At 67.0% G+C, this 24,571-nt stretch carries 21 protein-coding genes and 1 other RNA gene; 8 read left to right on the top strand and 14 right to left on the bottom strand.

Annotated elements, in window-relative coordinates:
• Positions 1 to 30: 30 nt before the first annotated feature.
• Positions 31 to 369, top strand: coding sequence for a thioredoxin family protein (locus tag K226_RS0110135; protein ID WP_024814701.1), 339 nt, complete (start codon positions 31 to 33; stop codon positions 367 to 369).
• 78 nt (positions 370 to 447) lie between these two features.
• On the opposite strand, the gene K226_RS0110130 is transcribed toward K226_RS0110135, so the two are convergent.
• Positions 448 to 1,605 carry an MFS transporter gene (locus K226_RS0110130; RefSeq protein ID WP_024814700.1) on the bottom strand — a complete coding sequence of 386 codons (1,158 nt, stop codon included), beginning with the start codon at positions 1,603 to 1,605 and terminating at the stop codon, positions 448 to 450.
• Between the two features lie 415 nt (positions 1,606 to 2,020).
• On the opposite strand from K226_RS0110130, the gene K226_RS0110125 reads away from it, so the two are divergent.
• Positions 2,021 to 2,692 (top strand): c-type cytochrome, encoded by a 672-nt coding sequence (locus tag K226_RS0110125; protein ID WP_024814699.1) that lies wholly within the window; start codon positions 2,021 to 2,023, stop codon positions 2,690 to 2,692.
• A gap of 108 nt (positions 2,693 to 2,800) precedes the next feature.
• Here K226_RS0110125 and K226_RS0110120 read toward each other — a convergent pair whose 3' ends face one another.
• From K226_RS0110120 to K226_RS0110105, 4 genes are all read right to left on the bottom strand, one after another.
• Positions 2,801 to 4,189, bottom strand: coding sequence for a phenylacetate--CoA ligase family protein (locus K226_RS0110120; protein ID WP_024814698.1), 1,389 nt, complete (start codon positions 4,187 to 4,189; stop codon positions 2,801 to 2,803).
• The gene (locus K226_RS0110115) at positions 4,186 to 4,845 is read right to left on the bottom strand and encodes a nitroreductase family protein (protein ID WP_024814697.1); all 660 of its coding nucleotides are present in this window, start codon (positions 4,843 to 4,845) and stop codon (positions 4,186 to 4,188) included. The genes K226_RS0110120 and K226_RS0110115 overlap by 4 nt, the downstream gene beginning before the upstream one ends.
• A gap of 223 nt (positions 4,846 to 5,068) precedes the next feature.
• Positions 5,069 to 5,518, bottom strand: coding sequence for a ribonuclease HI (gene rnhA / locus K226_RS0110110; protein WP_024814696.1), 450 nt, complete (start codon positions 5,516 to 5,518; stop codon positions 5,069 to 5,071).
• The gene (locus K226_RS0110105) at positions 5,515 to 6,402 is read right to left on the bottom strand and encodes a class I SAM-dependent methyltransferase (RefSeq protein ID WP_081739355.1); all 888 of its coding nucleotides are present in this window, start codon (positions 6,400 to 6,402) and stop codon (positions 5,515 to 5,517) included. The genes rnhA and K226_RS0110105 overlap by 4 nt, the downstream gene beginning before the upstream one ends.
• Here K226_RS0110105 and gloB point away from each other — a divergent pair.
• Positions 6,401 to 7,174: a hydroxyacylglutathione hydrolase gene (gene gloB / locus K226_RS0110100; RefSeq protein ID WP_024814694.1), complete on the top strand. Its 774-nt coding sequence runs from the start codon at positions 6,401 to 6,403 to the stop codon at positions 7,172 to 7,174. The two genes, K226_RS0110105 and gloB, sit on opposite strands and share 2 nt — an antisense overlap.
• Positions 7,174 to 8,685, top strand: a complete 1,512-nt coding sequence (locus K226_RS0110095; RefSeq protein ID WP_024814693.1) for a transglycosylase SLT domain-containing protein — start codon at positions 7,174 to 7,176, stop codon at positions 8,683 to 8,685. Before gloB ends, K226_RS0110095 begins: the two co-directional genes overlap by 1 nt.
• A gap of 42 nt (positions 8,686 to 8,727) precedes the next feature.
• Here the strand turns inward: K226_RS0110095 and K226_RS19490 are convergent, their stop codons facing one another.
• The 6 genes from K226_RS19490 to dnaX form a co-directional block, all read right to left on the bottom strand.
• A complete protein-coding gene (locus K226_RS19490) occupies positions 8,728 to 8,880 on the bottom strand; it encodes a DUF3096 domain-containing protein (RefSeq protein WP_081739354.1) in 153 nt (50 codons plus the stop codon).
• Between the two features lie 179 nt (positions 8,881 to 9,059).
• Positions 9,060 to 10,109, bottom strand: coding sequence for an ABC transporter substrate-binding protein (locus tag K226_RS0110085; RefSeq protein WP_024814692.1), 1,050 nt, complete (start codon positions 10,107 to 10,109; stop codon positions 9,060 to 9,062).
• A 124-nt stretch (positions 10,110 to 10,233) separates the two neighbouring features.
• Positions 10,234 to 10,656, bottom strand: a complete 423-nt coding sequence (locus tag K226_RS0110080; RefSeq protein ID WP_024814691.1) for an MAPEG family protein — start codon at positions 10,654 to 10,656, stop codon at positions 10,234 to 10,236.
• Positions 10,657 to 10,736: 80 nt separating this feature from the next.
• Positions 10,737 to 11,327 (bottom strand): recombination mediator RecR, encoded by a 591-nt coding sequence (recR, locus tag K226_RS0110075; protein WP_024814690.1) that lies wholly within the window; start codon positions 11,325 to 11,327, stop codon positions 10,737 to 10,739.
• A gap of 273 nt (positions 11,328 to 11,600) precedes the next feature.
• On the bottom strand, positions 11,601 to 11,933 hold the full coding sequence (locus K226_RS0110070; RefSeq protein ID WP_024814689.1) for a YbaB/EbfC family nucleoid-associated protein: 333 nt from the start codon (positions 11,931 to 11,933) through the stop codon (positions 11,601 to 11,603).
• Between the two features lie 49 nt (positions 11,934 to 11,982).
• Positions 11,983 to 13,980, bottom strand: a complete 1,998-nt coding sequence (gene dnaX / locus K226_RS0110065) for a DNA polymerase III subunit gamma/tau (protein WP_024814688.1) — start codon at positions 13,978 to 13,980, stop codon at positions 11,983 to 11,985.
• A gap of 271 nt (positions 13,981 to 14,251) precedes the next feature.
• Between dnaX and ffs the strand changes: the two genes are divergently transcribed.
• The 4 genes from ffs (at position 14,252) to K226_RS0110050 (ending at position 16,868) form a co-directional block, all read left to right on the top strand.
• Positions 14,252 to 14,348, top strand: an RNA gene (gene ffs, locus K226_RS19485) — signal recognition particle sRNA small type.
• A 69-nt stretch (positions 14,349 to 14,417) separates the two neighbouring features.
• The gene (locus K226_RS0110060) at positions 14,418 to 14,633 is read left to right on the top strand and encodes a hypothetical protein (RefSeq protein WP_155886507.1); all 216 of its coding nucleotides are present in this window, start codon (positions 14,418 to 14,420) and stop codon (positions 14,631 to 14,633) included.
• Between the two features lie 5 nt (positions 14,634 to 14,638).
• The gene (locus K226_RS0110055; RefSeq protein WP_081739353.1) at positions 14,639 to 16,252 is read left to right on the top strand and encodes a murein L,D-transpeptidase; all 1,614 of its coding nucleotides are present in this window, start codon (positions 14,639 to 14,641) and stop codon (positions 16,250 to 16,252) included.
• Positions 16,253 to 16,301: 49 nt separating this feature from the next.
• Positions 16,302 to 16,868 carry a DUF882 domain-containing protein gene (locus K226_RS0110050; protein WP_024814685.1) on the top strand — a complete coding sequence of 189 codons (567 nt, stop codon included), beginning with the start codon at positions 16,302 to 16,304 and terminating at the stop codon, positions 16,866 to 16,868.
• A 150-nt stretch (positions 16,869 to 17,018) separates the two neighbouring features.
• Here K226_RS0110050 and K226_RS0110045 read toward each other — a convergent pair whose 3' ends face one another.
• The 3 genes from K226_RS0110045 to K226_RS0110035 are packed head-to-tail and all read right to left on the bottom strand — an operon-like array spanning position 17,019 to position 24,492.
• Entirely contained in the window at positions 17,019 to 18,371 is a 1,353-nt protein-coding gene (locus K226_RS0110045; protein WP_024814684.1) for a TIGR03862 family flavoprotein, read from the bottom strand.
• A gap of 36 nt (positions 18,372 to 18,407) precedes the next feature.
• The gene (locus tag K226_RS0110040) at positions 18,408 to 21,950 is read right to left on the bottom strand and encodes an exodeoxyribonuclease V subunit beta (protein WP_024814683.1); all 3,543 of its coding nucleotides are present in this window, start codon (positions 21,948 to 21,950) and stop codon (positions 18,408 to 18,410) included.
• Positions 21,943 to 24,492, bottom strand: coding sequence for a PD-(D/E)XK nuclease family protein (locus tag K226_RS0110035; protein WP_024814682.1), 2,550 nt, complete (start codon positions 24,490 to 24,492; stop codon positions 21,943 to 21,945). Before K226_RS0110035 ends, K226_RS0110040 begins: the two co-directional genes overlap by 8 nt.
• Between the last annotated feature and the right edge of the window lie 79 nt (positions 24,493 to 24,571).

Here is a 24,571-nt window from a genome sequence, read left to right as displayed (position 1 = left end):
CTTCGCATTTCTGCAGAAATCTTCGCACCTATGCCCTACGCCGCCCAGCACCTTGCACAAGCCCCCACCCGCGCCGAGGTGGACAGCCTGCCCGGCACCACCGTGCTCGAATTCGGCACACCCTGGTGCGGCCACTGCCAGCGCGCCCAGCCCCTCATCGAGCAGGCCCTGCGCGACCGGCCTGATGTGGTCCACGTCAAGGTGGAGGACGGCCCCGGCCAGCGCCTGGGCCGCAGTTTTGGCGTGAAGCTCTGGCCCACGCTGGTGTTTTTGCGCGATGGGACGGAAATGGCGCGCGTGGTCCGCCCCCAGGATGCCCGCGCCATCCAAGCACCGCTGCACAGCGCCAGTGCGGCGGGTGACGCCTGACACCAAGGCCCTGCCCCGCAGCCACCACCGTGCAAGGGCACCAAGCCGGCACCACATCGGCGCCACGCTGCAGCCCGCTCAGGCCTGTTCGATCACCGGGGTGCGGTGCGCCAGCCAGGCCAGTGCGCCGGTCAGCAGCGCCATTGCCCCACAGAAAATCACGATGGCCACCGTCAGGCCCAGGTGGTCCGACAGCCAGCCCACACCCAGAATGGGCACGATGGTGCCCAGATACCCCACCACCAGATACGTGGACAACAGCCCTGACCGGTTCTGCGGGCCAGCCACCTTGTTCACGATGGCAATGCCCGCCAGGTTGACCAGACCGTGGCCCGCTGCCGTGGTGAGCACGCTCAGCACAAACAGCAGCGGCAGATTGGTGTAGGTGGTGGCTATCAGCAAGAAATTGCACACCGCCAGCAAACCCAGCCCCGCGATGGCGCAGGTCTTGGTGTGCACCGGCCGGGCCAGCCACTGAAAGCCGGCAGAGAGAAACAAGATCATGGCAATCGACAGGCCACTCACGGCCGGCCCGTGCCAGGGGACCATGAGCGCCATGAAACTCGGTGCCAGCGATGCATAAAGGCCAAAGATGCCGAAGGTGCTGAACGCCCCCAGACTGGCAATCAGAAAAGGGCGGCGCAGGGCGGGCTGCGGCAGCGTGATGCGCGGCAGCCAGTCATGCAAGGCAAACCGCCCTGGCGCGGCGGCAGAAGCCGGGCGGGGCAGCTGCACCTGGTGCAATGCATAAATCGCCAGCCCCCCCAGCACCACGCTGGGTGCATAGGCCGTCACCAGCGGCTGCGGCACCCACTGGGCCATCAACCCGCCCACCAGCGGCCCCAGCCCAAAACCCAGCGCCATGGCAAAACTGGTCATGGCCGAGGCACGCATCACGTTGCTGCTGCGGTTCAGTTGCGTCAGGCCGATCGACGCCGAGGTGGTGATCATTCCCGAGGCAATGCCGATCAACACGCGGCTGACCACGAACGACGCCACGCTCCAGGCCAGCGCCGACAGCAGCACGCCGGCCGTGACCAGCACCAGGCCATGGCGCAGCACCGGCAAAAAACCAAACCGGTCGCTCAGCCGCCCCAGAAACAGCAGGCTGGCCAGCGCCCCGAACATATAGGCCACATAGATGCCGGTGATGTGGCTGGGCTGCAAGCCCCAGTGCGCCTGGTACAGCGGATACAGCGGGCTGGCCAGGGCGGTGCCCATGACTCCCACACACATGGCAAAACACACCCAGGCAAACGGAGGCCAATGACGTTGCATAAGTGTTGAATGGAGAGACCGGCAGGCCCCGAGAGCGCTGCGTTCGTCGATGGAAAAAGGATGCGAAGAGATTGGAAAAACTGCGAGTGCCGCACGCGGTCTGCGGGCGCACATGGCATTCTGAAGCAGGGGATCGCAGACGGCGTTGCTGGCCACGACCGTCACCACCCAGCCGGTCATTTTACGAACAACCCCCCAGCGTGCCCGCACCCCCGCGACACCCGGCCCCTTGCAGCAGCTGCGCCACAAACTACATGCCCGCGCACCCCAACGCACACTGTTTGATCCAGCACCACCTGGACCCCAACCGCCCACGCGATCGCAGGCGCGCCCGGAGGTCTAGAATGACCTTTTCATTAAAGTGGTTACCTCCATGATCCAGCGCACAGCACTGACGACCGCATTGATGGCTGCAATGATGGCTGCACTCGCGGTCCAGCCCGTGGTGGCCCAGCCTGCCAAGGCCCGCGCCACGGCCAACGTGGACCTGGACGCCCGCTTCAAGGAAGCACAAACCAGCCCCCAGCTGGCCGATGACCTCTACAAGGTGGGCCGCAAGGTGGCCGCCGTGTGTGCCAACTGCCATGGCGAGGGCGGCACCAGCACCAAGCCCTCCATTCCCAACCTGGCCGGGCAGAACCCCGCCTATCTGCTGGAGCAGATGCGGCAGTTTGCCGACGGCCGGCGCCGCAACGAGTTCATGGAAGGCATGATCCGCGCCATGAACAGCGACGAAAAAATCGGCATGGTGCTGTTCTATGCAGCGCAGCAAGTGGCCCACCAGACCCCCGCCAACCCCGCGCTGACCGCCAAGGGGCAGGAGTATTTCGAGAAAACCTGCTTTCGCTGCCATGGCACCGGAGGGCGGGGCAATGAGCAAATCGCCCGCATCGCGGGGCAGCAGCCCGACTACCTGCGCCTGACGCTGCAGCGCTACCGCGCGGGCACCGGGGTGCGCGCCAACTCCATCATGACCCCCAACACCAAGCTGATGTCGGATGCCGACATCGAGGCCGTGGTGGCCTATGTCTCGTCGATGCCCTGAGCCTGCTGCGCCCTTGGGGTGCGCGCGCAAAAGTCACCTGAATTTTGATAAAAAAAGGCTCTGGCGCTTATTCAGCAAGCGCTTGCAGCTATTATTTCAATAGCAAACTCAGGCCGTGCACGCCACGATGCGGCGGGCCTTGCCGCTGCGCCCCCGGGGCACGGGCAGGCCCAGCTCGGGTAGCACGCGCAGCCGGGGCACGCCCTGCGCCTTGGCAAAGGCCTTGAGCGCCGTGCAGCACCGGTCCATGGCCGCCTGCCCGGCCTCGCCCGCCGCAGGCAGGCGCAGCACCAACGTGTGGTCGTCCTGCTGGCGCAGATAAAAGTCAAACACGCCTGCGTCATCCTCCAGCACAGTGGACAAAGCCATTGGCAGCAGCGTGACCGGCCGGCCGCCCCGCCCCGCCATGTGCAAAGCGTCGTCCTGGCGCCCCTGCACCCGTATCACCGGCAACGGCGAACCACATCCGCAGGGCCCGGCCTGCAGCGTGACCTGGTCGCCCAGGTCGTAGCGGATGAGGGGCTGAACGGTGTTGGCCAGGTTGGTCAGCAGCACGCTGCACGAGGGCTGGCCTGGGGGCACGGGGCGTTGGTGCTCGTCCACCGGCTCCAGGATCACCCAGTCGGCGTTCAGGTGCATGTGGCCATGGGCGCACTCCCAGCCCATGGTGAAAAACTCTGAAGCGCCATAGCTGTTGCGCACCGGGCAGTCCAGCCCCTGCGCGATGTGCGCGCGCACGGTGGGGCTCAGCGTTTCACCACCGGTCCACACCTCTCGCGGTGCGATGCGCAAGGCGCCGCTGCCCGCCTCGTCGGCCAGCAGCGCCGCTGCAGTGGGGTAAGTGGCCAGCACCGTGGGTGCGAAGTCGTTGAGGGCAGCCACCAGCTCGGGCGTGGGCACCTGGATGGAGAAGCTGCGCGTGTTGCCCGCCAGCCAGGGGTTGAGCGCGCGCAGCCGCTGCACCGAGACATAGCTGGCGAAATGCCCGCTGGTCGCGCCCACAAAGGCAATGCGCTCGGCCAGGCTCAGCGGGTCCAGCCAGCGCGCCAGCGGGCGCGGTGCGCAGCGGCGCAGCGCCTCCAGCGCGTCGTACACGGCCATGGCCTGCGCGTCCTGCACAAAAATGCCCGGCTGGCCACTGGTGCCCGAGCTTTCCCACACCATGTAGCGGCCCTGCCAGGGCTGGGCGATGCGCGACGGGTCGGCAGTGAAGGCGCGCAGCGCATCCAGCGTGAGGCAGGGGTCGGTCACCCAGTCATCAAAGCGATCCATCAGCTGCCCGCGCGTCACCACCGGCAAGTCCTGCAGCGGTGTGCGGGCCGTGGTGCGGGCGGCCAGCAGCTGCCGGTATAGGCGCGAGCCGGCCAGAGCCGCATCCAGCAGCAACGCCAGCCGCGCCTGCTGGCGCCGCGCCACGCCCTGGGCCGAATCACGGTTGACCGCCATCACATCCAGCGACACCGCCGACATGCGCAGCGGGTCGAACACGGTGGTCATTGCGGTGCCGCTCCGGCGGGCCAGCCCACGGTCTGCGCCAGCAACACCTGCTGGTTGGTTCCAAGCCCCATGGCCTGCGCCAGCGCAGGGCGGTCGAGCCAGGCCCGGATGACGGTGGCAAGCCCCGCAGAGGCCGCCTGCAGATAGACGTTTTGCGCCATGGCACCCGCAGCAGCCGCGGCATAGGTGCTGCGCTGCTCGGCCGGCACCAGCTTCATGCGCGCATGGTCGGCCACATAGACGAGATCGAGCGGCGCGCTGTCCACAAAATCCTGGTACCCCGTGACACGCCGCGCATCGGCGGCCACCGTGCGCTGCAACGCGTGGGCATGGGGGTCATAGAGGTACAGGCCTTCGGGCAGGGCCACATACAGGTCCACCTCTTGTGCGTTCATGGCGCTGGGCGCGGTGCGCCCACCACTGTCGGGCCGGTTGACGCCCGCTGCAGCCCACAGCAGGTCCGACAGCACCGGCAGCGGCAGGGCCACGGGGTCGAATTCGCGCTGCGACTGGCGCCGGGCCAGCGCCTGCATCAGCGGCAGGCCGCCACCCTGCCGTGGCGGCGGCAGTGCCAGCACGGGGCTGCCATCGCCCGTGGGGGGCTCGGGGCGCAACTGCCCGATCAGCCCCAGCGCCATCTTGGTCAGCGGGTTCATGTTCACTCCTTTGCAGAGGACCACCAGCCACCATCAGAACACAGCACCGACAGCCTGCCTACCCGAATCGCGCAAGCCTGCGCCACCGGTGGGTGGATCACACGCCAGGGGTTTCAGGTAAAAATCGCCTCCAGCCCTTTATCCATGAGCGCGAGAAGCTATTATTTTCATAGCATTAGACGCAACGCTGGCAGGGCATACCTGCCGGATCTGGTCGAGAACTTCAGCGGCGCCCCAGGGCCTGTTCTACGCCGCGGTTGGCCAGGGCATCGGCGTGCTCGTTGCCCGGGTCACCCGAGTGCCCGCGCACCCAGCGCCAGTCAATGCGGTGCCCGGCGTTGGTGACCAGCGCATCCAGCCGCTGCCACAACTCGACGTTTTTCACGGGTTGCTTGGCGGCGGTGCGCCAGCCCCGCGCTTTCCAGCCGTGAATCCACTCGGTGATGCCTTTGCGCACGTATTCGCTGTCGAGGTACAGCGTCACCGCGCAAGGCCGCTTGAGCGCAGACAGTGCCTCGATGACGGCCATCAGTTCCATGCGGTTGTTGGTGGTGCCAAGCTCCCCGCCAAAGAGTTCTTTTTCGATGGTGCCCGAGCGCAGCACAACGCCCCAGCCGCCGGGACCCGGATTGCCCTTGCAGGCGCCATCGGTGTATATCTCGATCTGATTCAAACTTTTTTCCTGTCTGTGGTGCCCGCCACTGCGGCGGGTACCAGGCTGGTGCGTTGAGAGGGTTTTTGGGTGGTGGCCCGGTTGGTCACGGGCACCGACGCGGCAGAGCGCTGCGGTGCCGTGCGCCAGGCAGGTTCAAGCAGGCGCATGCCATGCACGCGCTTGACGGCCACCAGAAAGTACGCGGCCCCGAGTATCGGCCACCAATGCTCACCCAGGCGGTCCATCCAGGCAAATCTTTCCAGCCAGTGGTTGCTGCGCACGGCAGGCCGGTAGCAGCCAAAGCGCGCCGACTCCACCTCGAAGCTCAGCAACCGCAGCCAGTCGCGCAGACGGTGGTAGCCGATGAACTCGCCCGCATCCGGCAGATACAGCCGGCCTCGTCCCATGCGCTGGTAAAGGCGCGCCCGGTGCTGGCGCAATGCCCACAGGCTGACCGGATTGAGCCCGCTGATCACCACCCGCCCCTCGGGCACCAGCACCCGCTCCACCTCGCGCAGCGCGGCATGCGGGTCCAGGCTCTGCTCCAGCGTGTGGGGCAGCAGGACGAGGTCCAGGCTGTTGTCCGCAAAGGGCAGCGCCACCGGGTCGGCCAGCAGGGCCAGAAGGCGCAGGGAATCGGGCCCGGCCACGGCATCGGTGGTCGGCCGGGATGCAACGCCAGCACCCGGCAACATGGCCAGGCCTTCTTCGCCCAGGGCCAGCCAGTGGTGCGGCATGCGGTTGGCGCGCAGGCCGTCCAGCATCGGAATGCCCAGCTGCAGGCCGTGGAAGCCAAAGATGTCCACCACCGCCTCGTCAAAGCGCTCTTGCTCCCACGCCAGCAGGTAGCGGCCAGGCGGGGAGTCGAACCAGTGGTGCAAACCTATAATTTGATTGCTCATGAACTTGCTGCCGCTGCCCGCCTTTACCGACAACTACATCTGGATGCTGCACAACGCGCGGCAGGCCATTGTGGTGGATCCCGGAGACGCCACGCCCGTGCTGCAAACACTGCAGGCACAGGGACTGCAACTGCAGGCCATTCTAGTCACGCACCACCATGCCGATCACGTCGGCGGCGTGGATGCCTTGCGCGCGGCCACCGGCGCCCAGGTGTTCGGCCCGGCGCGCGAACGCATCCCCGAGCCGCTGATGCGCCTGGCGCAGGGCGACACCGTGGAGGTGCTGGGACTGCGGTTTTCGGTGCTGGATGTTCCGGGCCACACGGCCGGCCACATCGCCTATTACTGCCCCGACATGCAGGGCGCACCCCTGCTTTTTTGCGGCGACACCCTTTTCTCGGGAGGTTGCGGACGCCTTTTTGAGGGCACGCCCGCGCAAATGCTGGCGTCCCTCGACCAGCTCGCCGCCCTGCCGGGTGACACCCGCGTATGCTGCACCCACGAATACACGCTCTCCAACCTGCGATTTGCGCGTGCGGTGGAACCTGGCAACCAGGCGCTGCTCCATTACAGCAGCCACTGCGAAAGCCTGCGTGCCCGGCAACTGCCCACGCTGCCCTCGCGCATGGCGCTGGAGCGTGACATCAACCCCTTTCTGCGGGTCCGCGAAACTGCGGTCGCTGCAGCCGCCCAGGGCTTTGATGCCCGGGTCCCACAACAAGACGCCGTGGCGGTGTTTGCCGCCCTGCGCCAATGGAAAAACGACTTCTGATGAAAATTCTGCACTTCGCCTGCCTGGCAGGTCTGCTCTGGCTGACCGGCTGCGCAACCAATGGCACCCCAGGTACCTCTGGCAACGGCCCGTTCAACAACGAATCTTCATCAGGCGCTACCAACCACACCCCCGTCATCCCCAACGGGCCTTTGCGCCCGATCACGGCCGGCCAGGCCGCAGGCAGCGAAGTGGCCTCGCTGTCCACCCCCGCCGACATGTGGGACCGCATTCGCCGGGGCTTTGCCATGCCCGACCTGCAGCACGAACTGGTGCAGGACCGCGAGCAGTGGTATGCCAGCCGCCCCGATTACATGCAGCGCATGACCGAGCGCTCCAGCAAATACCTGTTCCACATTGTTGAAGAGCTCGAACTGCGGGGCATGCCCACCGAACTGGCGCTGCTGCCCTACATCGAGAGTGCCTTCAACCCACAGGCGGTGTCCAGCGCCAAGGCCGCCGGCATGTGGCAGTTCATGCCCGCCACCGGCAATTATTTCGACCTCAAGCAAAACGCCTTTCGCGACGACCGCCGCGATGTGCTCGCCTCGACCCGCGCCGCGCTCGACTACCTGCAAAAACTCCATCGCATGTTTGGCGACTGGCACCTGGCCCTGGCTGCCTACAACTGGGGCGAAGGCAGCGTGGGTCGGGCCATTGCCCGCAACAAGAAAGCAGGACTGGGCACCCGCTACACCGACCTGAACATGCCGGCCGAAACCCGCATGTATGTGCCCAAGCTGCAGGCCGTGAAGAACATCGTGGCCAACCCTGACGCGTTTCGCACCGAGTTGCCGCTGATTGAAAACCACCCCTATTTCCAGACGGTGGACATCACCCACGACATCGATGTAGCGCTGGTGGCCCAGCTGGCCGGTGTGCGCGAAGCAGACTTTCGTGCGCTGAACCCCTCGTTTCACCGGCCCACCATTTTTGCCGCAGGAACCCCCCAGATCCTGCTGCCATGGGACAACGCACGGGTGTTCCAGCGCAACCTGGAAGCCAAAAACCAGGGGCAATACGCCAGCTGGACGGTGTGGACGGTGCCCACCACCATGAGCGTGGCCGACGCCTCCCAGCGCACGGGCATGAGCGAAAACGACCTGCGCAGCCTCAACAACATTCCGCCACGCATGCTGATCAAGGCGGGATCGGCGCTGATGGTGCCGCGCACCACCACCACCCGCCAGGACGTATCGGCCCACCTGGCAGACAACGGACAGATTGCCCTCACGCCCGAAATAGTCACCCGCCGCGCCACCGTGCGCGCCGGCAAGCGCGACACCGTGCGCAGCATTGCAAAGCGCTACCGGGTGAGCGCCGACAATGTGGCGGACTGGAACGATGTGAAGGCCAGCGCGGCTTTCAAGGCGGGCCAGCAGGTGGTGGTTTACCTGCCAGTGCGCATGGGCAAGGGCCCGTCGGCAAGCCGCTCGACCAATCGCATGGCCGGCAAAAAAGCACCCGCCCCCACGCGCAAGGGCGGCAAGCCCGCCAGAAAGCGCCGCTGAGCGAGTGCGCGCCGCACCGTGCTGCGGCGCTGCACTAAGCACTTACAAGCGCAGGCTGTGCATGCCCAGCAACCCCAGCACACCGATCACGATCAGGTAAAGCGCCACGATGGTGCTGAGCAGACGCGGCATGACCAGGATGAGGATGCCGGCGATCAGGGAGACGAGGGGGCCGATGCTGAGACTCAGCGACATGAGAAAGTCCTTTGAAACACAGTGAAAGGAAATGGCAGGCGCCGCGTTCAACCACGGCGCCCTGCATTCTCACCCACCGCGCAACGTGCGCAGGACAAGAGCGGTCGGCACAACGCAGTCTGTGACCGCCCGCCATCCCCACCCCGCACCGCCATGGCGTGCCAGATGGCACGCACGGTTTACACCCCAAATTTTTGCCGCGCCTTGCGGGCCAGGTCATCGGTAAAAGTGCGCGGCAGGCTGACCCGTGGGCTGGCCATGTGCGGATATGCCTGGGCCAATGCCCGCAGGGCTGTTGCCGGGCCATCCTCGGGCATGAGCCCATTGGGCGAAAAAGTCTCGCGCACCCGATTGAACGCGGCCAGATAGACGGCCCTGTCACCCAGAACATAGCTCGCTGGCACCGCCTTGATCAGATCGGCCGGCGAAGCGGTCTGCAGCCACTTGAGCGCATGCACGATGGCGTTGGTCAGCGCTTGCGCCACCATGGGCTCCTTGTGCAGAAATGCCTGGGGTGCGTACAGGCAGCTGGCGGGCATGGCCCCGCCAAACACCTCCTGCGCGGCAGTGAGCGTGCGCAGGTCACTGACCAGGCGCACCTCGCCGCGGTGCTCCAGCAGGGACATGATGGGATCGGCATGGCACAACGCATGAACGCGACCCGTGCGCAGGGCCGCCACGGCGGTAGCGCCCGTTCCAACGCCCACAAAAGACACCTCGCGCGCATCCACACCCGCTCGCGCCAGCAGCACACTGGCCATCACCTGGGTGGACGAGCCCGGTGCCGAAACACCGATGCGCCGCCCACGCAGATCGGCCGGCCGGCGATAGCCCGGCTGTGCCCGCACCGACACACCCAGCGCCTGCTGCGGCGCCCGACCCTGCACCACGAAGGCGCGGAAATCATGGCCCTGGCTTTGCTGGAGAAGGGTATGCTCATAGGCCCCCGAGCAGACATGGGCCGCGCCGTCGTGCACCGCCTGCAACGCCAGCGCGCCACCAGCGAAGTCCCGCACGTGCACATCCAGCCCCTCGGCCTGAAAAAAACCCAGCCGGTCTGCAATGGTCAGGGGCAGGTGGTAAAGCACCGCCTGCCCACCCACCGCAATGGTGATGCGCCCACCAGTGGAACCTGGCGCCTGCGCCCACGATGCGCCCGTGCACGCCGCCACTGCCGACAAAGCAGACAGGGCGCCAAAGGCTCGGCGGCTGACAGGAGGAAAAACCATGGGAATCGAAAGAAAGGGCGTATTGCTGCAATGCAACAATCGTGCCGCAACCCCCGCATGGGCGCATCAGGGTCTACCCCCTGGGATTTCTACGTACCCCGGTGCGGGCCGCAGCCCGCACGCTTTACCGGTAGCCGATGAAGAAAATGGCGATGTTCACCATGAAGCCCGCGCCCCAGACCATGCTGCGGGCCTTGGGCATGTCGGAGACATACATCATGATGTAGAAAATGCGCAGCATGACGAACAAGAACGCCAGGATATCGAGCAAGGTCTGCCCTGCCCTCAACTGGTGCGCAATGATGACGGCGCCCATAAAAAACGGCAGCGCCTCGAAACTGTTGGCCTGGGCTGCGTTGGCGCGGGCATGCCAATCGGTCTGGCGGGCCATCCAGGCACGCGGGTCGTGGTTGTCATAGCCACCCTCGCGGCGCGGCTTGCCAAAGCCGCCGCTCTTGGCCAGCCAGGCGCACACCAGGGGCAGCAGCACGGCGACGAAAACGCACCAGTAGGCCACCGTGAAACGCGCCACATGCAAGGAATTCATTTTTGCCCTTAGACGGATCTAGCGCAGCACCGACAAGCGCTGTCCGCTATTAATTCGGGAGTATTCTAGCGACCAAAGGGCTATCGGCGGTCTACCAGTGCATGGGCGATGGTGCCCAGGTCGACATACTCGAGTTCGCTGCCCACGGGCACGCCCCGTGCCAGCCGCGTGACATGCAGGCCCCGGCTCTTGAGCGTCTCACTGATCACATGGGCCGTGGCCTCGCCCTCAGCGTTGAAGTTGGTGGCAAGGATCACCTCCTGCACCACGCCGTTGGAGGCGCGCTCCATGAGCTTGTGCAAGCCAATTTCCTTGGGACCGATACCGTCAAGCGGGCTGAGCCGCCCCATCAACACAAAATACAGCCCCTTGAAGGCGCCCGTGCGCTCCAGCGCCGACTGGTCCGCCGGTGTCTCGACCACGCACAGCCGCGTCGCATCCCGCTCCGGGTCCAGGCAGGTGCTGCAGATATCGTCTTCGGTGAACGTGTGGCAGCGTGCACAGTGATGCACGTTCTGCACCGCATGGTGCAGCGCCATCGACAAGGCCTCTGCCCCATCGCGGTCATGCTGCATCAAATGAAACGCCATGCGCTGCGCAGATTTGACCCCCACCCCCGGCAAACGGCGCAGCGCCTGGATCAAGACTTCAAGGGCGTTGGTGGAGGACATGGGTGGGCAGGCAATCCGGGTGACATTGGGAGGTGTATGCGGAACCAGGCTCCGACAAGCTCAGCCCGACCGATGGAGTGTTGCAGCCCCGGCTTGATTCAGCCCGAACGAGAGTGAGAAAAAAATCTCCCCGCCTTCACACCCCACCCTCAAGGGCGTAGCGAGCGGGATGAGCTGCTAGGCGGCCGGAGCGCAGCCACCGGAACGTACTTCCTGTACGTGAGGATGGCGAGCACCGCCCAACGACGCAGATCGCCCGCTCGGTAGCCAGCCTCAGAACGGGAATTTCATGCCGCCGGGGAGGCCTGGCATGCCTTGCGTGAGCTTGCCCATCTTCTCCTGCGAAGTCTCCTCGGCCTTGCGCACCGCTGCATTGAACGCAGCCGCCACCAGGTCTTCCAGCATGTCCTTGTCTTCGGCCAGCAGGCTGGGGTCGATGGTGATGCGCTTGACATCGTGCTTACAGGTCATCAGCACCTTCACCAGGCCAGCGCCCGATTCGCCTTCCACCTCGATGAAGGCCAGTTCGTCCTGGGCCTTCTTGAGATTGTCCTGCATGGCCTGGGCTTGCTTCATGAGGCCGGCGAGTTGTCCCTTGTTGAACATGGTGTGGTTTCCTTTTCAGTTTCTGTTGAATGGGTTGAATGGTGGTCGGTCATGCAGGCTTGATGCTGCCCGGCACGATTTTCGCGCCGTAGTCGCGCACCAGCGACTGCACGTAGGGGTCGTTCATCACGATGTCTTCGGCCACACGCTGGCGCTCGGCGGCGGCGGCGGCGTTGCGGCGGGCGGGGCTGTCAATCACCACGCCCAGTTCCACACTGATCTGGCTGGCATGGCCCGCAGCCTCCAGTGCGGCGCGCAGGCGTTCGCGGGCCTGCGGCTGGTTGAGCGATTCGCGCTCGACGCGCAGCAGCCAGTGCCCGGCATCGCGCGCCACCAGCTGGGACTGCAAGGCCAGTTCGCGCACCAGGGCAGAAATGGCCTCGGCCGCCACGAGCTGCTGCACCGCGCTGTGCCACACCTCGCCTTCTTCGGTGGGGGTGTAGCGTGCAGAGACGGGGATGGGCGCAGAGAGCGGCAGCGGTTGCAGCCGCTCGCCGGGCTCGGGCGATTCACGCACCGGGATAGCTACAAATTCAGGAGCACTTTGCGCTTGTACTGATTGCGTTGAGCGTTGATTTTGTTCAAATCTTCCAGTTGTCCGCACCGGCAGCGCTGTGGTGACTGACGCAGTGGACGCCGAAGCGCCCGGCTCGTCCGAGCCCGGCCAGGGAGGCGGCTCAGAGGAGTCGGCAGACTTGGAGGATGTGTCTTGCACCAATGACGGCGCCCGCTCTGAGGCCGTTGCTGCTGGAAGCGTTTGCGCCGCAGGCACAGGTGCTGCGGCTGCCGCAAGAGCCTGCGGTGCAGGAGCCGTCACCGTTCGGACCAAATGCGTTGTCAAGGCGGCGGCAACGGTTGCGGGCACCGCCAAGACCGCCGGTGTCGGGCCGGAACGAGCCGTCTCAGGCCGCGTCAGAGTTTTTTTTTCAGCCGGTTCGCCCTGGGGCTTGAATGCCAGCAGACGCAGCAGCACCATGGTCAGCGCTGCGTATTCATCGGGCGCCAGGCCCAGCTCGCCGCGCCCATGCAGGCACAGGCTGTAGAGCAGCTGGGTTTCATCGGCTGGCATCAGGGCTGCGAGGCGCGCGGTTTCTGCCGCTTCGGGGTCATCGGCGTCCACCGCGCCCGCCATCTGCGGCACGGCCTGGTAAACGGCCATGCGCTGGAGCACGGCGCTCATCTCTTCCAGCGTGGAGGCGGCCGACAGGCCATTGAGGCGCAGCGTGTCCGAGGTTTCCACCACGGTTTTGCCATCGCCCTGGGCCAGCGCATCGATGAGCCGGAACACATACGAGCGGTCCACCGCCCCCAGCATCTGGCGCACGGCGGCTTCCTGCAACTGGCCGCTGCCAAAGGCAATGGCCTGGTCGGTGAGCGACAGCGCATCGCGCATGGAGCCCCGCGCCGCGCGCGAGAGCAGGCGCAGGGCTTGGGGCTCGGCGGATACGTTCTCGGAGGCCAGCACCTGCGTGAGGTGCGACAGCACGGTTTCGGGCGCCATGGGGCGCAGGTTGAACTGGAGGCAGCGGCTCAGCACCGTGACTGGCACCTTTTGTGGGTCGGTCGTGGCGAGCACGAACTTGAGGTATTCCGGCGGCTCTTCGAGCGTCTTGAGCATGGCGTTGAACGCCGTGTTCGTGAGCATGTGCACTTCGTCGATCATGAAGACCTTGAAGCGGCCCTGCACCGGCTTGTAGACCGCCTGCTCCAGCAGGCTCTGCACTTCGTCCACGCCCCGGTTCGATGCGGCATCGAGCTCGGTGTAATCGGGAAAGCGGCCACTGTCGATGTCCGTGCACGCCGAGCACACGCCACACGGCGTGGCCGTGATGCCGCCCTGCCCGTCCGGTCCCTGGCAGTTGAGCGACTTGGCAAGGATGCGCGACACCGTCGTCTTGCCCACACCGCGCGTGCCGGTGAACAGATAGGCGTGGTGCAGGCGCTGCTGCGTGAGCGCGTTGGTGAGGGCCTGCACCACATGCTCCTGCCCCACCATTTCGGTGAAATTGCGGGGGCGGTACTTGCGGGCGAGCACGATGTAGGACATGCCGGCGATTCTACGGCCCATGACCAGTTGGGTTTTGGTACGGCTCCCCGCAACCTCTTACGCCTTCCGCCACCCGACACTGGCGCGCAATATGCAAGGGATGCCGCGTATGGGCCGCCTCGCCGCGGCGACTTCGTCCCCCTTCCCCTGCGAAGCGCGAGAGAAAGGGCTGAAGACTGCGGCCCTGAGCCTGCCTGGACAGATTGAAGATCCCCGCCTCTGGCGGCGGGCACCGAACGGCGCAGCCATTCAGGGGGTAGAATCTCATCCTGACGGGCCTCCCCGCATGGTGAAGCGGCCAACCGGGTCAGGTGGGGAACCAAGCAGCCCTAACTGTGGAGCCAGTGCCGGGGGTAAGGCTCGTCAACTTATTTCAGATAATGCGACAGGCAGGGTTGCCCAAACCCTGAAGCCACCACACAACCGACGAGGTGCCCGTGTTCGCAGACAACTTCAATCCCCTGGCGGCCCTGGCCGTTGCCAAGTGCCCCCGCTGCCACGCCACAGGGCTGGTGGAAATCGACGGAGAAGCCCATGACAAGGCGCCGGAGACCGACAAGCATCAAGCCAAGTTTCACGTCAATGCCAGTCTCTACGCACAGTGTCCGGCCTGCGGCCTGGTCGGCGAGTGGCCCGGAATGAGTGACCATTGACAACGATGCGTCGTGTTTGCAGCCCCTTGCTGGTTATTTCGTCCGCCTTGCCCCGCTGCCCTGGAACCCCTGCGAATCTGTGCACAGCGTTGCTGGCGCTATGGCTGGCAGTGTTCCCCCCCATGCTGGGCGCCACACCCTGGCTGGTGGATGGGCGCCCCGCGCCCGCCGCGCAGCAGGCCGTGAACATGCTGGCGGCGGCCGCCGCCGAAGGTCTTCAACCCGAGGATTACCAGGCCGCATGGCTGGCACAGGCCGTGGCGGGGGCGGCCCAGGGCCCCGCGTTGGGTGCTGACGCTGCGCTGCAGCTCGAAGACGCGCTCACCACCGCCGTGCAGAGCTACCTCAGTGACCTGCGCTCGGGTCGGATCGATCCGCGCCAGATTCACCAGAACTACACCCCCACAGCGCTCCCGGTCTCCGCGCCCGCCACTGCCGTGCAGGAAGCTATCGCACCGCCCCCCGCACTGGCCGATGCCGTGCGTGCGGCCACACCCAAGGTGCCGCTGTATGCCAGCCTGCGCGGCGAGCTGGCCCGCTACCGGGCCCTGAGCAATCCTGCCGCCTGGGACACGCCCCTGCCGCCGCTGCCAGGCCGCAAGCTCGAACCAGGCCAGGCCTGGGCGGGCCTTGCGCAGTTGACGCAGCGCCTGGTGGTGCTGGGCGACCTGCCACCGGACGCACAGGCCCCCGCCCTCTACGACGAAGCATTGCAAAACGGCGTAAAGGCCTTTCAGGAGCGCCACGCCCTGGCCACCGACGGCGTGATCGGCAAGGGCACGCTGGATGCACTGGCCGTTTCGCCCGCAGCCCGCGCACACCAGATTGCGCTGGCCATGGAGCGCCTGCGCTGGACGCCCCTGCTGCGCGGTCCACGCATGATCGTGGTCAACATCCCCGAGTTCATGCTGCGCGCCTACGAGGTGCAAGACGGCCGGGTATCGCTGCAACTGGCCATGAAGGTGATCGTGGGCAAGGCCCTGGACACCCGCACGCCCCTGTTTGACGAGGACATGCGCTTCATCGAATTCAGCCCCTACTGGAACATTCCGCCGTCCATCGCGCGCAGCGAAACCATTCCCCGGCTGCGGCGCGACCCCGGCTATCTTCAGCAGCAAGGCATGGAGTTTGTGGGCGCCAATGGGCAGGTGCACACCACGCTGGCAGCCGAGCACCTGGACGCCGTGCTGCGCGGGCAGATGCGCATCCGCCAGCGTCCCGGGCCAAAAAACGCGCTGGGCGACATCAAGTTCGTGTTTCCCAACAACAACCATATTTACCTGCACCACACGCCCGCGCCGCTGCTGTTCCAGCGCGACCGGCGGGATTTCAGCCATGGCTGCATCCGCATCGAAGACCCTGTGGCGCTCGCCCGGTTTGTGTTGCACAACGATCCTGCCTGGCCCGAACCACGCATCCGCGAGGCCATGGCCCGCGGCCAGTCGGCCACGCTGCGCCTGGCCGATCCGCTGCCTGTGGTGATTGCCTACAGCACCGCCATCGTCAAGCAGGGAAAGACACACTTCTTTGCCGACCTGTACGGCCAGGACAAGTTGCTCGACCGGGCCCTGCGCCAGCAGTCCGAACAGCGTCGCCTGCGCGCCAGGCCCGGCCTGTGAGCCACTGCACAATGTACAAACAGGTTTCACCGATTTTTTGGGACATGCCATGACACAGCCTCTTGCCCCCCTGAAACCCGGCCGTCGCCGTTTTCTGGGCACGGGCGGCCGCTGGCTGATGACCGGGGCCCTGCTGCCGCTGGCGCAGCCCGCCCTGGCCAGCCTGCCCGGTGCGCGCAGCCTGGCGTTTGACCACACCCACACCAGCGAACGCCTGGCCCTCGTGTATGCCCTGGGCGAGCAGTTTCTGCCCGAGGCGTTGACCAGTCTCAACCACTTCCTGCGCGACCATTACAGTGGCGAGGCGGGCCTGATGGACCCCCGGTTGTTCCACCTGCTGCACCAGATCCGCCAGGAATTGCGGGTGCAGCAGCCGTTCCAGGTGATCTCCGGCTACCGCAGCCCTGCGACCAACCACACCCTGCGCACCACGCGGGGCGGTGGTGTGGCCAAGCGCAGCCTGCACATGGACGGCAAGGCCATCGACGTGCGCCTGCCCGGCGTGCCGCTGGCCGACTTGCGCGATGCGGCGCTGTCGCTGGGCATGGGCGGCGTGGGGTTTTACCCGCGCGAGCAGTTCGTGCATGTGGACACGGGCCCGGTGCGCCGCTGGTAGGCCTGGTCGCCAGCCCCATCAACGGCTCAACGCGGTCATGTCAGGTGCGAGGTGACTGCGCCTGCGATGGGCCCGTCCGGCACCGGTGCGGGCGCATCGTCTGCCCCCGCATCGAATGCTATATTTTTTATAGCTATTAGCGCTTTACCATCAAGCGCCAGAGCCCAAAAATGCCAAAACTCCGCGCCCTGCCTGCACGCCGCTGGCCAGACTGGCTGTGAGCAGGTAACCACCGGTGGGCGCCTCCCAGTCGAGCATTTCGCCGGCGCAGAACACGCCGGGCGCGGCAGTGGCCATCAGGTGCTCATCCAGCGCCTCGAACGCCACACCGCCCGCCGTGCTGATGGCCTCGTCCAGCGGACGGGTGGCCACCACGGTGATGGGCAATGCCTTGATCGCGTGGGCCAGCGCCACCGGGTCGTTCATGCCGTCCTTGCCCAGGTGTTCGTACAAAACGCCCGCCTTGATGCCATCCAGCCCCAGACGGCTCTTGAGGTGGCTGGACAGCGAGCGTGAGCCACGCGGGTGGCGCACCTCGACCAGCACACGCTCGGGGCTGTGGTCGGGCAACAGATCCAGATGGAACGTGGCGTGGCCATGGGCCTCGATCTCGTCGCGCAGCAACTGCGATGCGGCATAGACCAGGCTGCCCTCCACCCCCGTGGCCGTAACGACAAACTCGCCCCGCCGGTTGAAGCTGCGGCCCTGGCTGTCGGTGAAGCTGAGCGCCACGGTCTTGAAAGGCTGGCCGACAAAACGCTCGGCAAAATGCGGCGACCAGCCCACTGCGGGTGTGGGCGTGCGGCCGATCAGCTCCTGAAAAAACGCACGGCGGGTTTCACCCACGGGCGCATCAGCCCGCAACACATCAAAGCCACAGTTGGACGGACGCAGCGGCGCCACGGCCACGCCGCGCTGTGCCAGCAGCGGCACCCAGGCGCCGTCGGACCCCAGGCGTGCCCAGCTGCCACCGCCCAGCGCCAGCACCACCGCCCTGGCCGTCACCTGCACCTCGCCTGCAGACGCGGCAAAACGCAACGCACCGCCATCGGCCCAACCCAGCCAGCGGTGGCGCATGTGGAACTGCACACCCTGCGCGCGCAGGCGCTGCAGCCAGGCGCGCAGCAGGGGCGCGGCCTTCATGTCGGCCGGGAACACGCGGCCCGATGTGCCCACGAAGGTTTCCACCCCCAGCCCCTGCGCCCAGGCCCGCACCTCGGGGCCACCAAACGCCCGGATCAGCGGCTCGATCTGCGGCTGGCGCCCGGCATAGCGGCTGGCAAAAGGCTCATGCGGCTCGGAATGCGTGAGATTGAGCCCGCCCTTGCCCGCCAGCAAAAACTTGCGGCCCACCGAGGGCATGGCATCGAACAGGTGCACGGCCACACCGGCCTGCGCCAGCACCTCGGCCGCCATCAGCCCTCCCGGGCCGCCGCCCACGATGGCGACGTCGCAGCGCAGATGGGAGGCCACATCAGGAGTCAGGTCGGAAGGAGCATTCATGAGAAAACCTTTGAATCATTCGAAAACGCGCAGCGTTCAGAACAGCGAGCCCTGAACAGCGCTCTGAGATGGGCCACCACCTGCGCCGTCCATGCCGGGCGCGGCCGGTGGCGCGTGTGTGGATGCCGCCGCAGTGGACTGCGCAGCGGGGGCGAGAGTATGCCGCACGCTCCCCGCCCCCTGCCCGGTGCCCGCCACCAGGGCACCCTCGTCGGCGGGGCCGGCATCGCCATGCACGCGCACCATGCGCCCGTCGCCCGTCAGAAAGGCTGCCCACACGCGCTCGCCAGGAACTTGCCCCGACACCGCCGCACGGTAGCGCTGCAACTGGGCCATCAAAGCGGGCTGGCGCTCGGGCTCGGCGGCACTTTTGTAGTCCAGCACCCACCAGCCCGCGCGCTCGGGCGGCTGGTGGCAGTGCACCAGGCGGTCGATGCGCAGGCTTTGGCCCTGGTAGCGCAGCGGAGCTTCGTTGATGGTGGTGTCCACCATGGTGGCATCCCAGGCCCAAGCGCCCTCGCCCGCCAGAATGCGCTGGGCGGTCTGGGCGGCAGTGCGCGCGGCGCCCGCCGTGATGTCAAAGTCCTGCGCCAGCCGCGCCACGCGGGCCGCTGGCCAGCCCTGGCTGCGCAGGTCGGCCAGCGGGGCCCCCGCTACACCGGCCTGCTCCAGCAACTGGTGCATGGCCTCGCCCAGGCGTGATGATGGGGTGGACAGGGATGCCCCGGAGTCGGCCGCATCCAAGCCTTCGTCCACACCCTCGGCCACGGCACGGGGTGCGGCACGCAAGTGCGCCGGGAGCACGGGCAGTTCGGCCAGGGTGAAATGGTCGTGCGCCCCGCTCGCAACCGCATCACCGTCGCCGCCAGGCACCTCAGCCGCGCCCGCCACGCCCAGCACCTGCGCATCCGCCAGCAGCGGCTCCAGCCGGTTCCACCAACTGCCCGGCGCTGACACGCTGGGCAACACGGACGACAGCGCCAGGCAGTGTTTGGCGCGCGTCATGGCCACGTAGAGCATGTTGAGTTCTTCGCGCTGGCGGGCTTGCTGCTCAGCGGCCAGGGCGGCTTCGGCGCTGGGCGGCGGGCTGGATTCGCTGGCCAGAAAGACAAAGCCTGCGGGTTCGGTCTTTTCGCCGGGCCAATCGACCAGCACGCCCATGGTCTCGGCCTTTTGCGGGCGGGTGTCGGTGTCCAGCAGCAGCACGCAGCGCGCCTCCAGCCCCTTGGCGCCGTGCACGGTGAGCAGGCGCACGGCCTGCGCATCCACCCGGCCGGGCGCGCGCACGCCACCTTTTTTCATGGCGCGCACGAAGGCGTAGGGCGTGAGGTAGCGGCCGCCATCGTGCTGCAGCGCGGCTGACAGCAGCGCGCGCAGATTGGCCAGCACCGCCATGCGCTGCGCCGCCGGGGCGGCGGCGGCAAAGCGGGCCAGCACGTCGCCATGCTGGTAGATGGTGTGCAGTGCGTCGTGCGGCGGCAGGGTATCCACCCAGGCCTTGTATTGAGCCAAATTGGCCGCTAGCGCTTGCGTATCAAGCGCTAGTAGCTCACTTTTTAGAAGCAAGTCAAACCAACTGCTGCCTGCGTGCTCAGGCTGGCGGCGCAGCGCGGCCAGCGCCACGAGGGCGTCGTCGCCTAGGCCGAACAGCGGCGACTTGAGCGCGCGGGCCAGCGACAGGTCGTGCCCGGTGGACACCAGCGCATCGAGCAGCGCCACGATGTCCTGCACCTCGGGCGCGTCGAACAAATCGGCCTTTTCGGGTTGCACGCAGGGAAGGTGAAGCGCGCGCAAGGCATCCTGCATGGCGGCGAGCCGGTCGCGCTTGCGGGCCAGCACCAGCACTTCGTTGGGCGGCGTGCCGGCGGCGATTTGCGCGGCCACCCAGGCGGCGGCCTGTGTGCATTCACGCATGCGCTGGGTTTCTTCGGGCTCATGGCGCGGCTCTGTCAGGCTGTCGCGCCAGGCCAACGGGTCGGCGCTGCCACCACCGGCGCTATCCGGGGGCAGGATGGCGGGCAGGCGCAGCAACACGCCGGGGTCTTTGGATTCGGTGGTGTGATCGCGGAACCCGCTGGTCTCGCCCTGCGCCTGGGCCGCGCCCATCACGTGGTTCACGGCGGCGATCACGCCCGTCGCGTTGCGGCGCGTGTGGTCACAGCTGAGCAGGTCGCCACCCAGCCCGTCACGCACAAAAGCCTGTGCGGCAATGAACACCTGTGGCTCGGCACGGCGAAAGCGGTAGATGCTCTGCTTGGGATCGCCCACGATGAACACACTGGGCGGCTTCTGGCCACTGGCGCCGCCGCCCGAGCCCGCATAGCCAGACAGCCACGCATGCAGCGCCTGCCATTGCAGCGGGTTGGTGTCCTGAAACTCATCCACCAGCAGGTGGCGGATGCGCGCATCCAGCCGTTCTTGCACCCAGCCCGAGAGGATCGGGTCAGCCAGCATGACCAGCGCGGTGCGCTCCACATCGTTCATGTCCACCCAGCCATGCTGTTGCTTGACGGCGGCAAACTCTGCAATCAGGCAGCGCGCGAGCCGGGCCATGCGCTGCTGGTGCTGCCAGGCGTCGTGCTGGCGGCGCGCGGTGAGCAGGCGCTGCAGCTCGGGCTCGGCCTCCTGCGCGGCGGGGAATTTTTCGAGGTTCTTGGAAAGGCGGTCTTCCTTGGCGACGAACATGGCTTTGCGCAGCATGTCCAGGCGCTGGTTCAGGTCGCCGCAGGCCAGCGCATCGATGATGGCGTCGGCCGCCTTCTGCGGTGTCTTGTTGGCCTCGGCCCCCAGCGCCTTGGCGCGGGCCAGCCAGCGCTGGTGGCAGGCGTCGCTCTGCAGCGCGTCGGCGGGCTCGTTGAAAGCCCCCAGTTCCGGGCAGTGCACCTGGAACGGCGGCACCGAGGCATCGACCACACCCGCCCCATCGGCCAGGTCAAACTCCACCCGCTTGGACAGCGCCGCTGCCAGCGCCTTGTGCATTTGCGACCGGCCATGGCGGGCCACCACGGCCTCGTAGTCGGCGCGCAGGCTGGCGCTGGTGGCAACGGCGTGCAGGAACGACCCCCACACCTCGCGCACGGCCTCGGCATCGTCTTCGAGCAGCTCAAAGTTGGCGGGCAGGCCCTGCGCCTGCAGCAGCGCCAGCGGGGCCGTGCCGAGCAGCGCGGCAAACCAGCTGTGGAAGGTGCGGATCTGCACCGGGCGGCCGCTGGCCAGCATCTGGCGGTATAAATTTTGTAGCGCCTCGCGCTTATCCAGAGCGCGCTGGGGGCTGATTCCCCTTGCAACCAGCTCACGCGTCAGCTCATCCAGCGGCGCTTCAGCAAAGGCCTCCAGCCATTCCTGCAGGCGCTGGCGCATTTCGCCCGCCGCCTTCTTGGTGAAGGTGATGGCCAGAATCTCGTGCGGCGCGGCACCGTCGAGCAAGGCCCGCAGCATGCGCGAGACCAGCATCCAGGTCTTGCCCGCGCCCGCGCAAGCCTCCACCGCCACGCTGCGCGCGGGGTCGCAGGCGATGGCGTAAAACGCCTCGCGTGAGACGGGCTGGCCGTTGTGTTCGTACGCGGCTTGTTCAGTCATTCCAGAAGTCTTTTCGGCAAAGGCCGCGCGCGGCGCAGTAGTCGCACACGGCGCCCTCGCCCAGGGCGGGCATCGGTGCACCTGCTGCAATGCGAGCGAAGTCGTGCTGGATGCCTTCGACCAGCAGGTCGCGCAGGTGCACCACCTCGTCCTGTTCGTGCATCTGCGTCTCGCCGCGTTCACCCACATTCACATAGGCGGCGCGCAGCGTGTCGTGGCTCAGCAAGGCGGCGTAGAACGCGAGCTGGGTGTCTTCAGCGCCCGCGCCAATGCGTTTGCGCGTGACGGTATCGTTCTCGGTCTTGTAGTCGATGACCAGCGGCGTGGGCTCACCGGTGGACGAGACGGCATCGATGCGGTCGATGGTGCCCACCAGCTGCAGGGCGCCCAGCGGCTGGGTGGTCTGCACCTCGGCCTGCCGGAAATGCCCCCCGGCCTGCTCATGCTGCGCAAGCCAGCGCAAATAGCCATCGCGCACCTGCGGCCAGCCTGCGGCGAACGGCAAGAAATCGCCCTCTCCCAGGCCTTGCTGCCGCGTGACGGCTTGCGCCGCGCTGTCCATGCGGGCCACGCGGGTGGCAGCGTCGTCCGTCGGGTGGGCCAGCAGTTCCTCATGAAAGTGCTGCAGCACCGCGTGCAGCCAGTTGCCAAAGTCGCGCTTGTCCACTTCAGCCGCCAGTTCGTCGGCCTCTTGCAGGCCCAGCTGGCGCAGTGCAAAAAAGCGGTAGGGGCAATGCCGCAGGTCGGAGTACGCGGTGGACGACAGGCGCACCACCGGCAGCGCGCTGCCATCAGGCAAGGGCCGCGCTGTGGGGTGGGCCACGACCGCGCGCTGGCTGCGGCCATCCGCGCCCTTGCTGACCGTGCCATCGAGGTGCAGCGCCAGCACCAGCGCGCTGGCCAGCAAGGGCTCACCGCCTTCGTCGCCCGTGCGCCAAAGCACATCCACCGCCGGTGTCTGCAGCGCGTACTGCCACGCGGCGCGCTGGGCGGCTTCCAGCGATTCGCGCGTGGGCAGGCCCCAGGCCTGGCGCTGCGCCTGGGTCCAGTCGCCCAGGGGCTCGGGCGAGGGCTGCAGGCGTTTTTCATCGCAGCCAGGCAGCACCAGAGCGGCAAATGGCCGGGCCAGCAACTGGGGCATGGGCAGAACAATGACCAGCGCGTCCCCGTCCAGGGCGGGGACAAAACGCGCAGCCTCCAGCACCTCGTTGGCCCAGCGGGTGAACTCGGCAAGCGACATGCGGCGTCCCGCGCTACTCCAGTCCTCCAGCTCGGCCTCCTGGCCCGTCTGCAGGCGCAGCGCCGTCAGCACACGGGCGCCTGCGGCATCCGCCTCCAGCAACGGCCATTGGCCACTGGCCATCAACAGGGCACGCAAGGCCTGCAGCCACTGCGCCAGAGGGCGCGGCGCACGCAGGCCCTCGCGCCAGCCCTGGGCCAGTTCCACGCAGGCGGCCAGGGCGGGTTTGTCCGCCCAGTCGCGCGCAGCAGCGCCCGTCCACGAGGCCACTGCGGTCTTGCGCAGCGCACGCTCCAGGGCATTGAGGGTCGACGACTCGATCACCGGCGTGTGCTTGAGCCAGTCCAGAACCTCATCGGCCGATGCATTCCAGGCGCAGGCCTTGAGCGCGGCCATCAATTGCGAGGCCGCCCGCGTGGTGGAAAGCGTCCAGCCGTTTTCATCACGCACCGCCACGCCACTGCTGGCCAGGTGCGCGCCAATGCGGCGCGTGAGGGCGCGGTCGTTGGCCGCCAGCGCCACCGGGGTGCGGCCGGCCACCACATGGGCCAGCACACAGGCAGCGGCGCACTGGGCTTCGTCTTCGGCATCCTGCGCCGCGTGCAGGGCGATGTGGGCGGAAACCGCGCCATCCGTTGCCGCAGGCGGCAACGCCAGGGCCACCGCCTTGTCGCCCCAATGGGCCTGCAGAGTCTGCGCCAGCGGCTCCACCTGAAAGCCTTGCAGCACCACCAGGGCATCGACCGACTGGCGCACGCCGGGCTCGAACAGCACATCGGTGGCATGGCGCGAGGCCAGCACCCATTCCAGCGCAATGCGGGCCACCACGGCCTCGAAACGCAGGGTGCTGCCTTCGTCGGGCTCTGGCAAGAGGCTGCGTGCCTGGATGCCCCAGGCCTCGCGCTGCGCAGGCGCAACGGCCGCCACTGCAGCCGCCAGCTGGGTGGCCGCCTCTTGCAACGGCACTGCCAGCACATCGCGCTGCGCGGCCAGGCCGGCACGATCGAGCAAGGTGCGGGCAGTGAGGGTGTCGCGTGCCACATCCCCGGCCAGATCATCGCCCTGCGGCACAAAGGCGGCCAACTGGCGGGCCCAGTTGCGCGTGGTTTCAAAGCGGGGCGCAAATCCGTCGGCGTGGTGCAAGGCCCAGTAACGCTGCGCCCATGGCATGAGCTGGGCATAGGGAACCAGCACCACCGTGCGCGCAGGATGGGCCGCCAGCCCGTGCAGGTGCGCCTGCACCTGTGCCAGCACGCGCAGCCACAACGCCGCGCATTGATCGCTTTTCGCTATGACTGTCATAGCGTCGCAAGGCCCGGCCACACCGGTGAACGTGGGATTGGTTTCTGTCACAATGCCCAGACTTTAAACGTACACCGGT

The sequence above is a fragment of the Acidovorax sp. JHL-3 genome, assembly GCF_000526295.1.
Classification (GTDB): domain Bacteria; phylum Pseudomonadota; class Gammaproteobacteria; order Burkholderiales; family Burkholderiaceae_C; genus Acidovorax; species Acidovorax defluvii.
Note: the sequence above shows the minus strand (reverse complement) of the source record. Positions and strands in the feature narration are given on the sequence as shown.

Coding starts and splice junctions, on each gene's coding strand:
- K226_RS0110135 (WP_024814701.1), top strand. CDS start 31: ATGCCCTACGCCGCCCAGCACCTTGCACAAGCCCCCACCCGCGCCGAG.
- K226_RS0110130 (WP_024814700.1), bottom strand. CDS start 1,605: ATGTGTGTGGGAGTCATGGGCACCGCCCTGGCCAGCCCGCTGTATCCG.
- K226_RS0110125 (WP_024814699.1), top strand. CDS start 2,021: ATGATCCAGCGCACAGCACTGACGACCGCATTGATGGCTGCAATGATG.
- K226_RS0110120 (WP_024814698.1), bottom strand. CDS start 4,189: ATGACCACCGTGTTCGACCCGCTGCGCATGTCGGCGGTGTCGCTGGAT.
- K226_RS0110115 (WP_024814697.1), bottom strand. CDS start 4,845: ATGAACCCGCTGACCAAGATGGCGCTGGGGCTGATCGGGCAGTTGCGC.
- gloB (WP_024814694.1), top strand. CDS start 6,401: ATGAACTTGCTGCCGCTGCCCGCCTTTACCGACAACTACATCTGGATG.
- K226_RS0110105 (WP_081739355.1), bottom strand. CDS start 6,402: ATGAGCAATCAAATTATAGGTTTGCACCACTGGTTCGACTCCCCGCCT.
- K226_RS0110095 (WP_024814693.1), top strand. CDS start 7,174: ATGAAAATTCTGCACTTCGCCTGCCTGGCAGGTCTGCTCTGGCTGACC.
- K226_RS19490 (WP_081739354.1), bottom strand. CDS start 8,880: ATGTCGCTGAGTCTCAGCATCGGCCCCCTCGTCTCCCTGATCGCCGGC.
- K226_RS0110085 (WP_024814692.1), bottom strand. CDS start 10,109: ATGGTTTTTCCTCCTGTCAGCCGCCGAGCCTTTGGCGCCCTGTCTGCT.
- K226_RS0110080 (WP_024814691.1), bottom strand. CDS start 10,656: ATGAATTCCTTGCATGTGGCGCGTTTCACGGTGGCCTACTGGTGCGTT.
- recR (WP_024814690.1), bottom strand. CDS start 11,327: ATGTCCTCCACCAACGCCCTTGAAGTCTTGATCCAGGCGCTGCGCCGT.
- K226_RS0110070 (WP_024814689.1), bottom strand. CDS start 11,933: ATGTTCAACAAGGGACAACTCGCCGGCCTCATGAAGCAAGCCCAGGCC.
- dnaX (WP_024814688.1), bottom strand. CDS start 13,980: ATGTCCTACATCGTGCTCGCCCGCAAGTACCGCCCCCGCAATTTCACC.
- K226_RS0110055 (WP_081739353.1), top strand. CDS start 14,639: ATGCGTCGTGTTTGCAGCCCCTTGCTGGTTATTTCGTCCGCCTTGCCC.
- K226_RS0110050 (WP_024814685.1), top strand. CDS start 16,302: ATGACACAGCCTCTTGCCCCCCTGAAACCCGGCCGTCGCCGTTTTCTG.
- K226_RS0110045 (WP_024814684.1), bottom strand. CDS start 18,371: ATGAATGCTCCTTCCGACCTGACTCCTGATGTGGCCTCCCATCTGCGC.
- K226_RS0110040 (WP_024814683.1), bottom strand. CDS start 21,950: ATGACTGAACAAGCCGCGTACGAACACAACGGCCAGCCCGTCTCACGC.
- K226_RS0110035 (WP_024814682.1), bottom strand. CDS start 24,492: ATGACAGTCATAGCGAAAAGCGATCAATGCGCGGCGTTGTGGCTGCGC.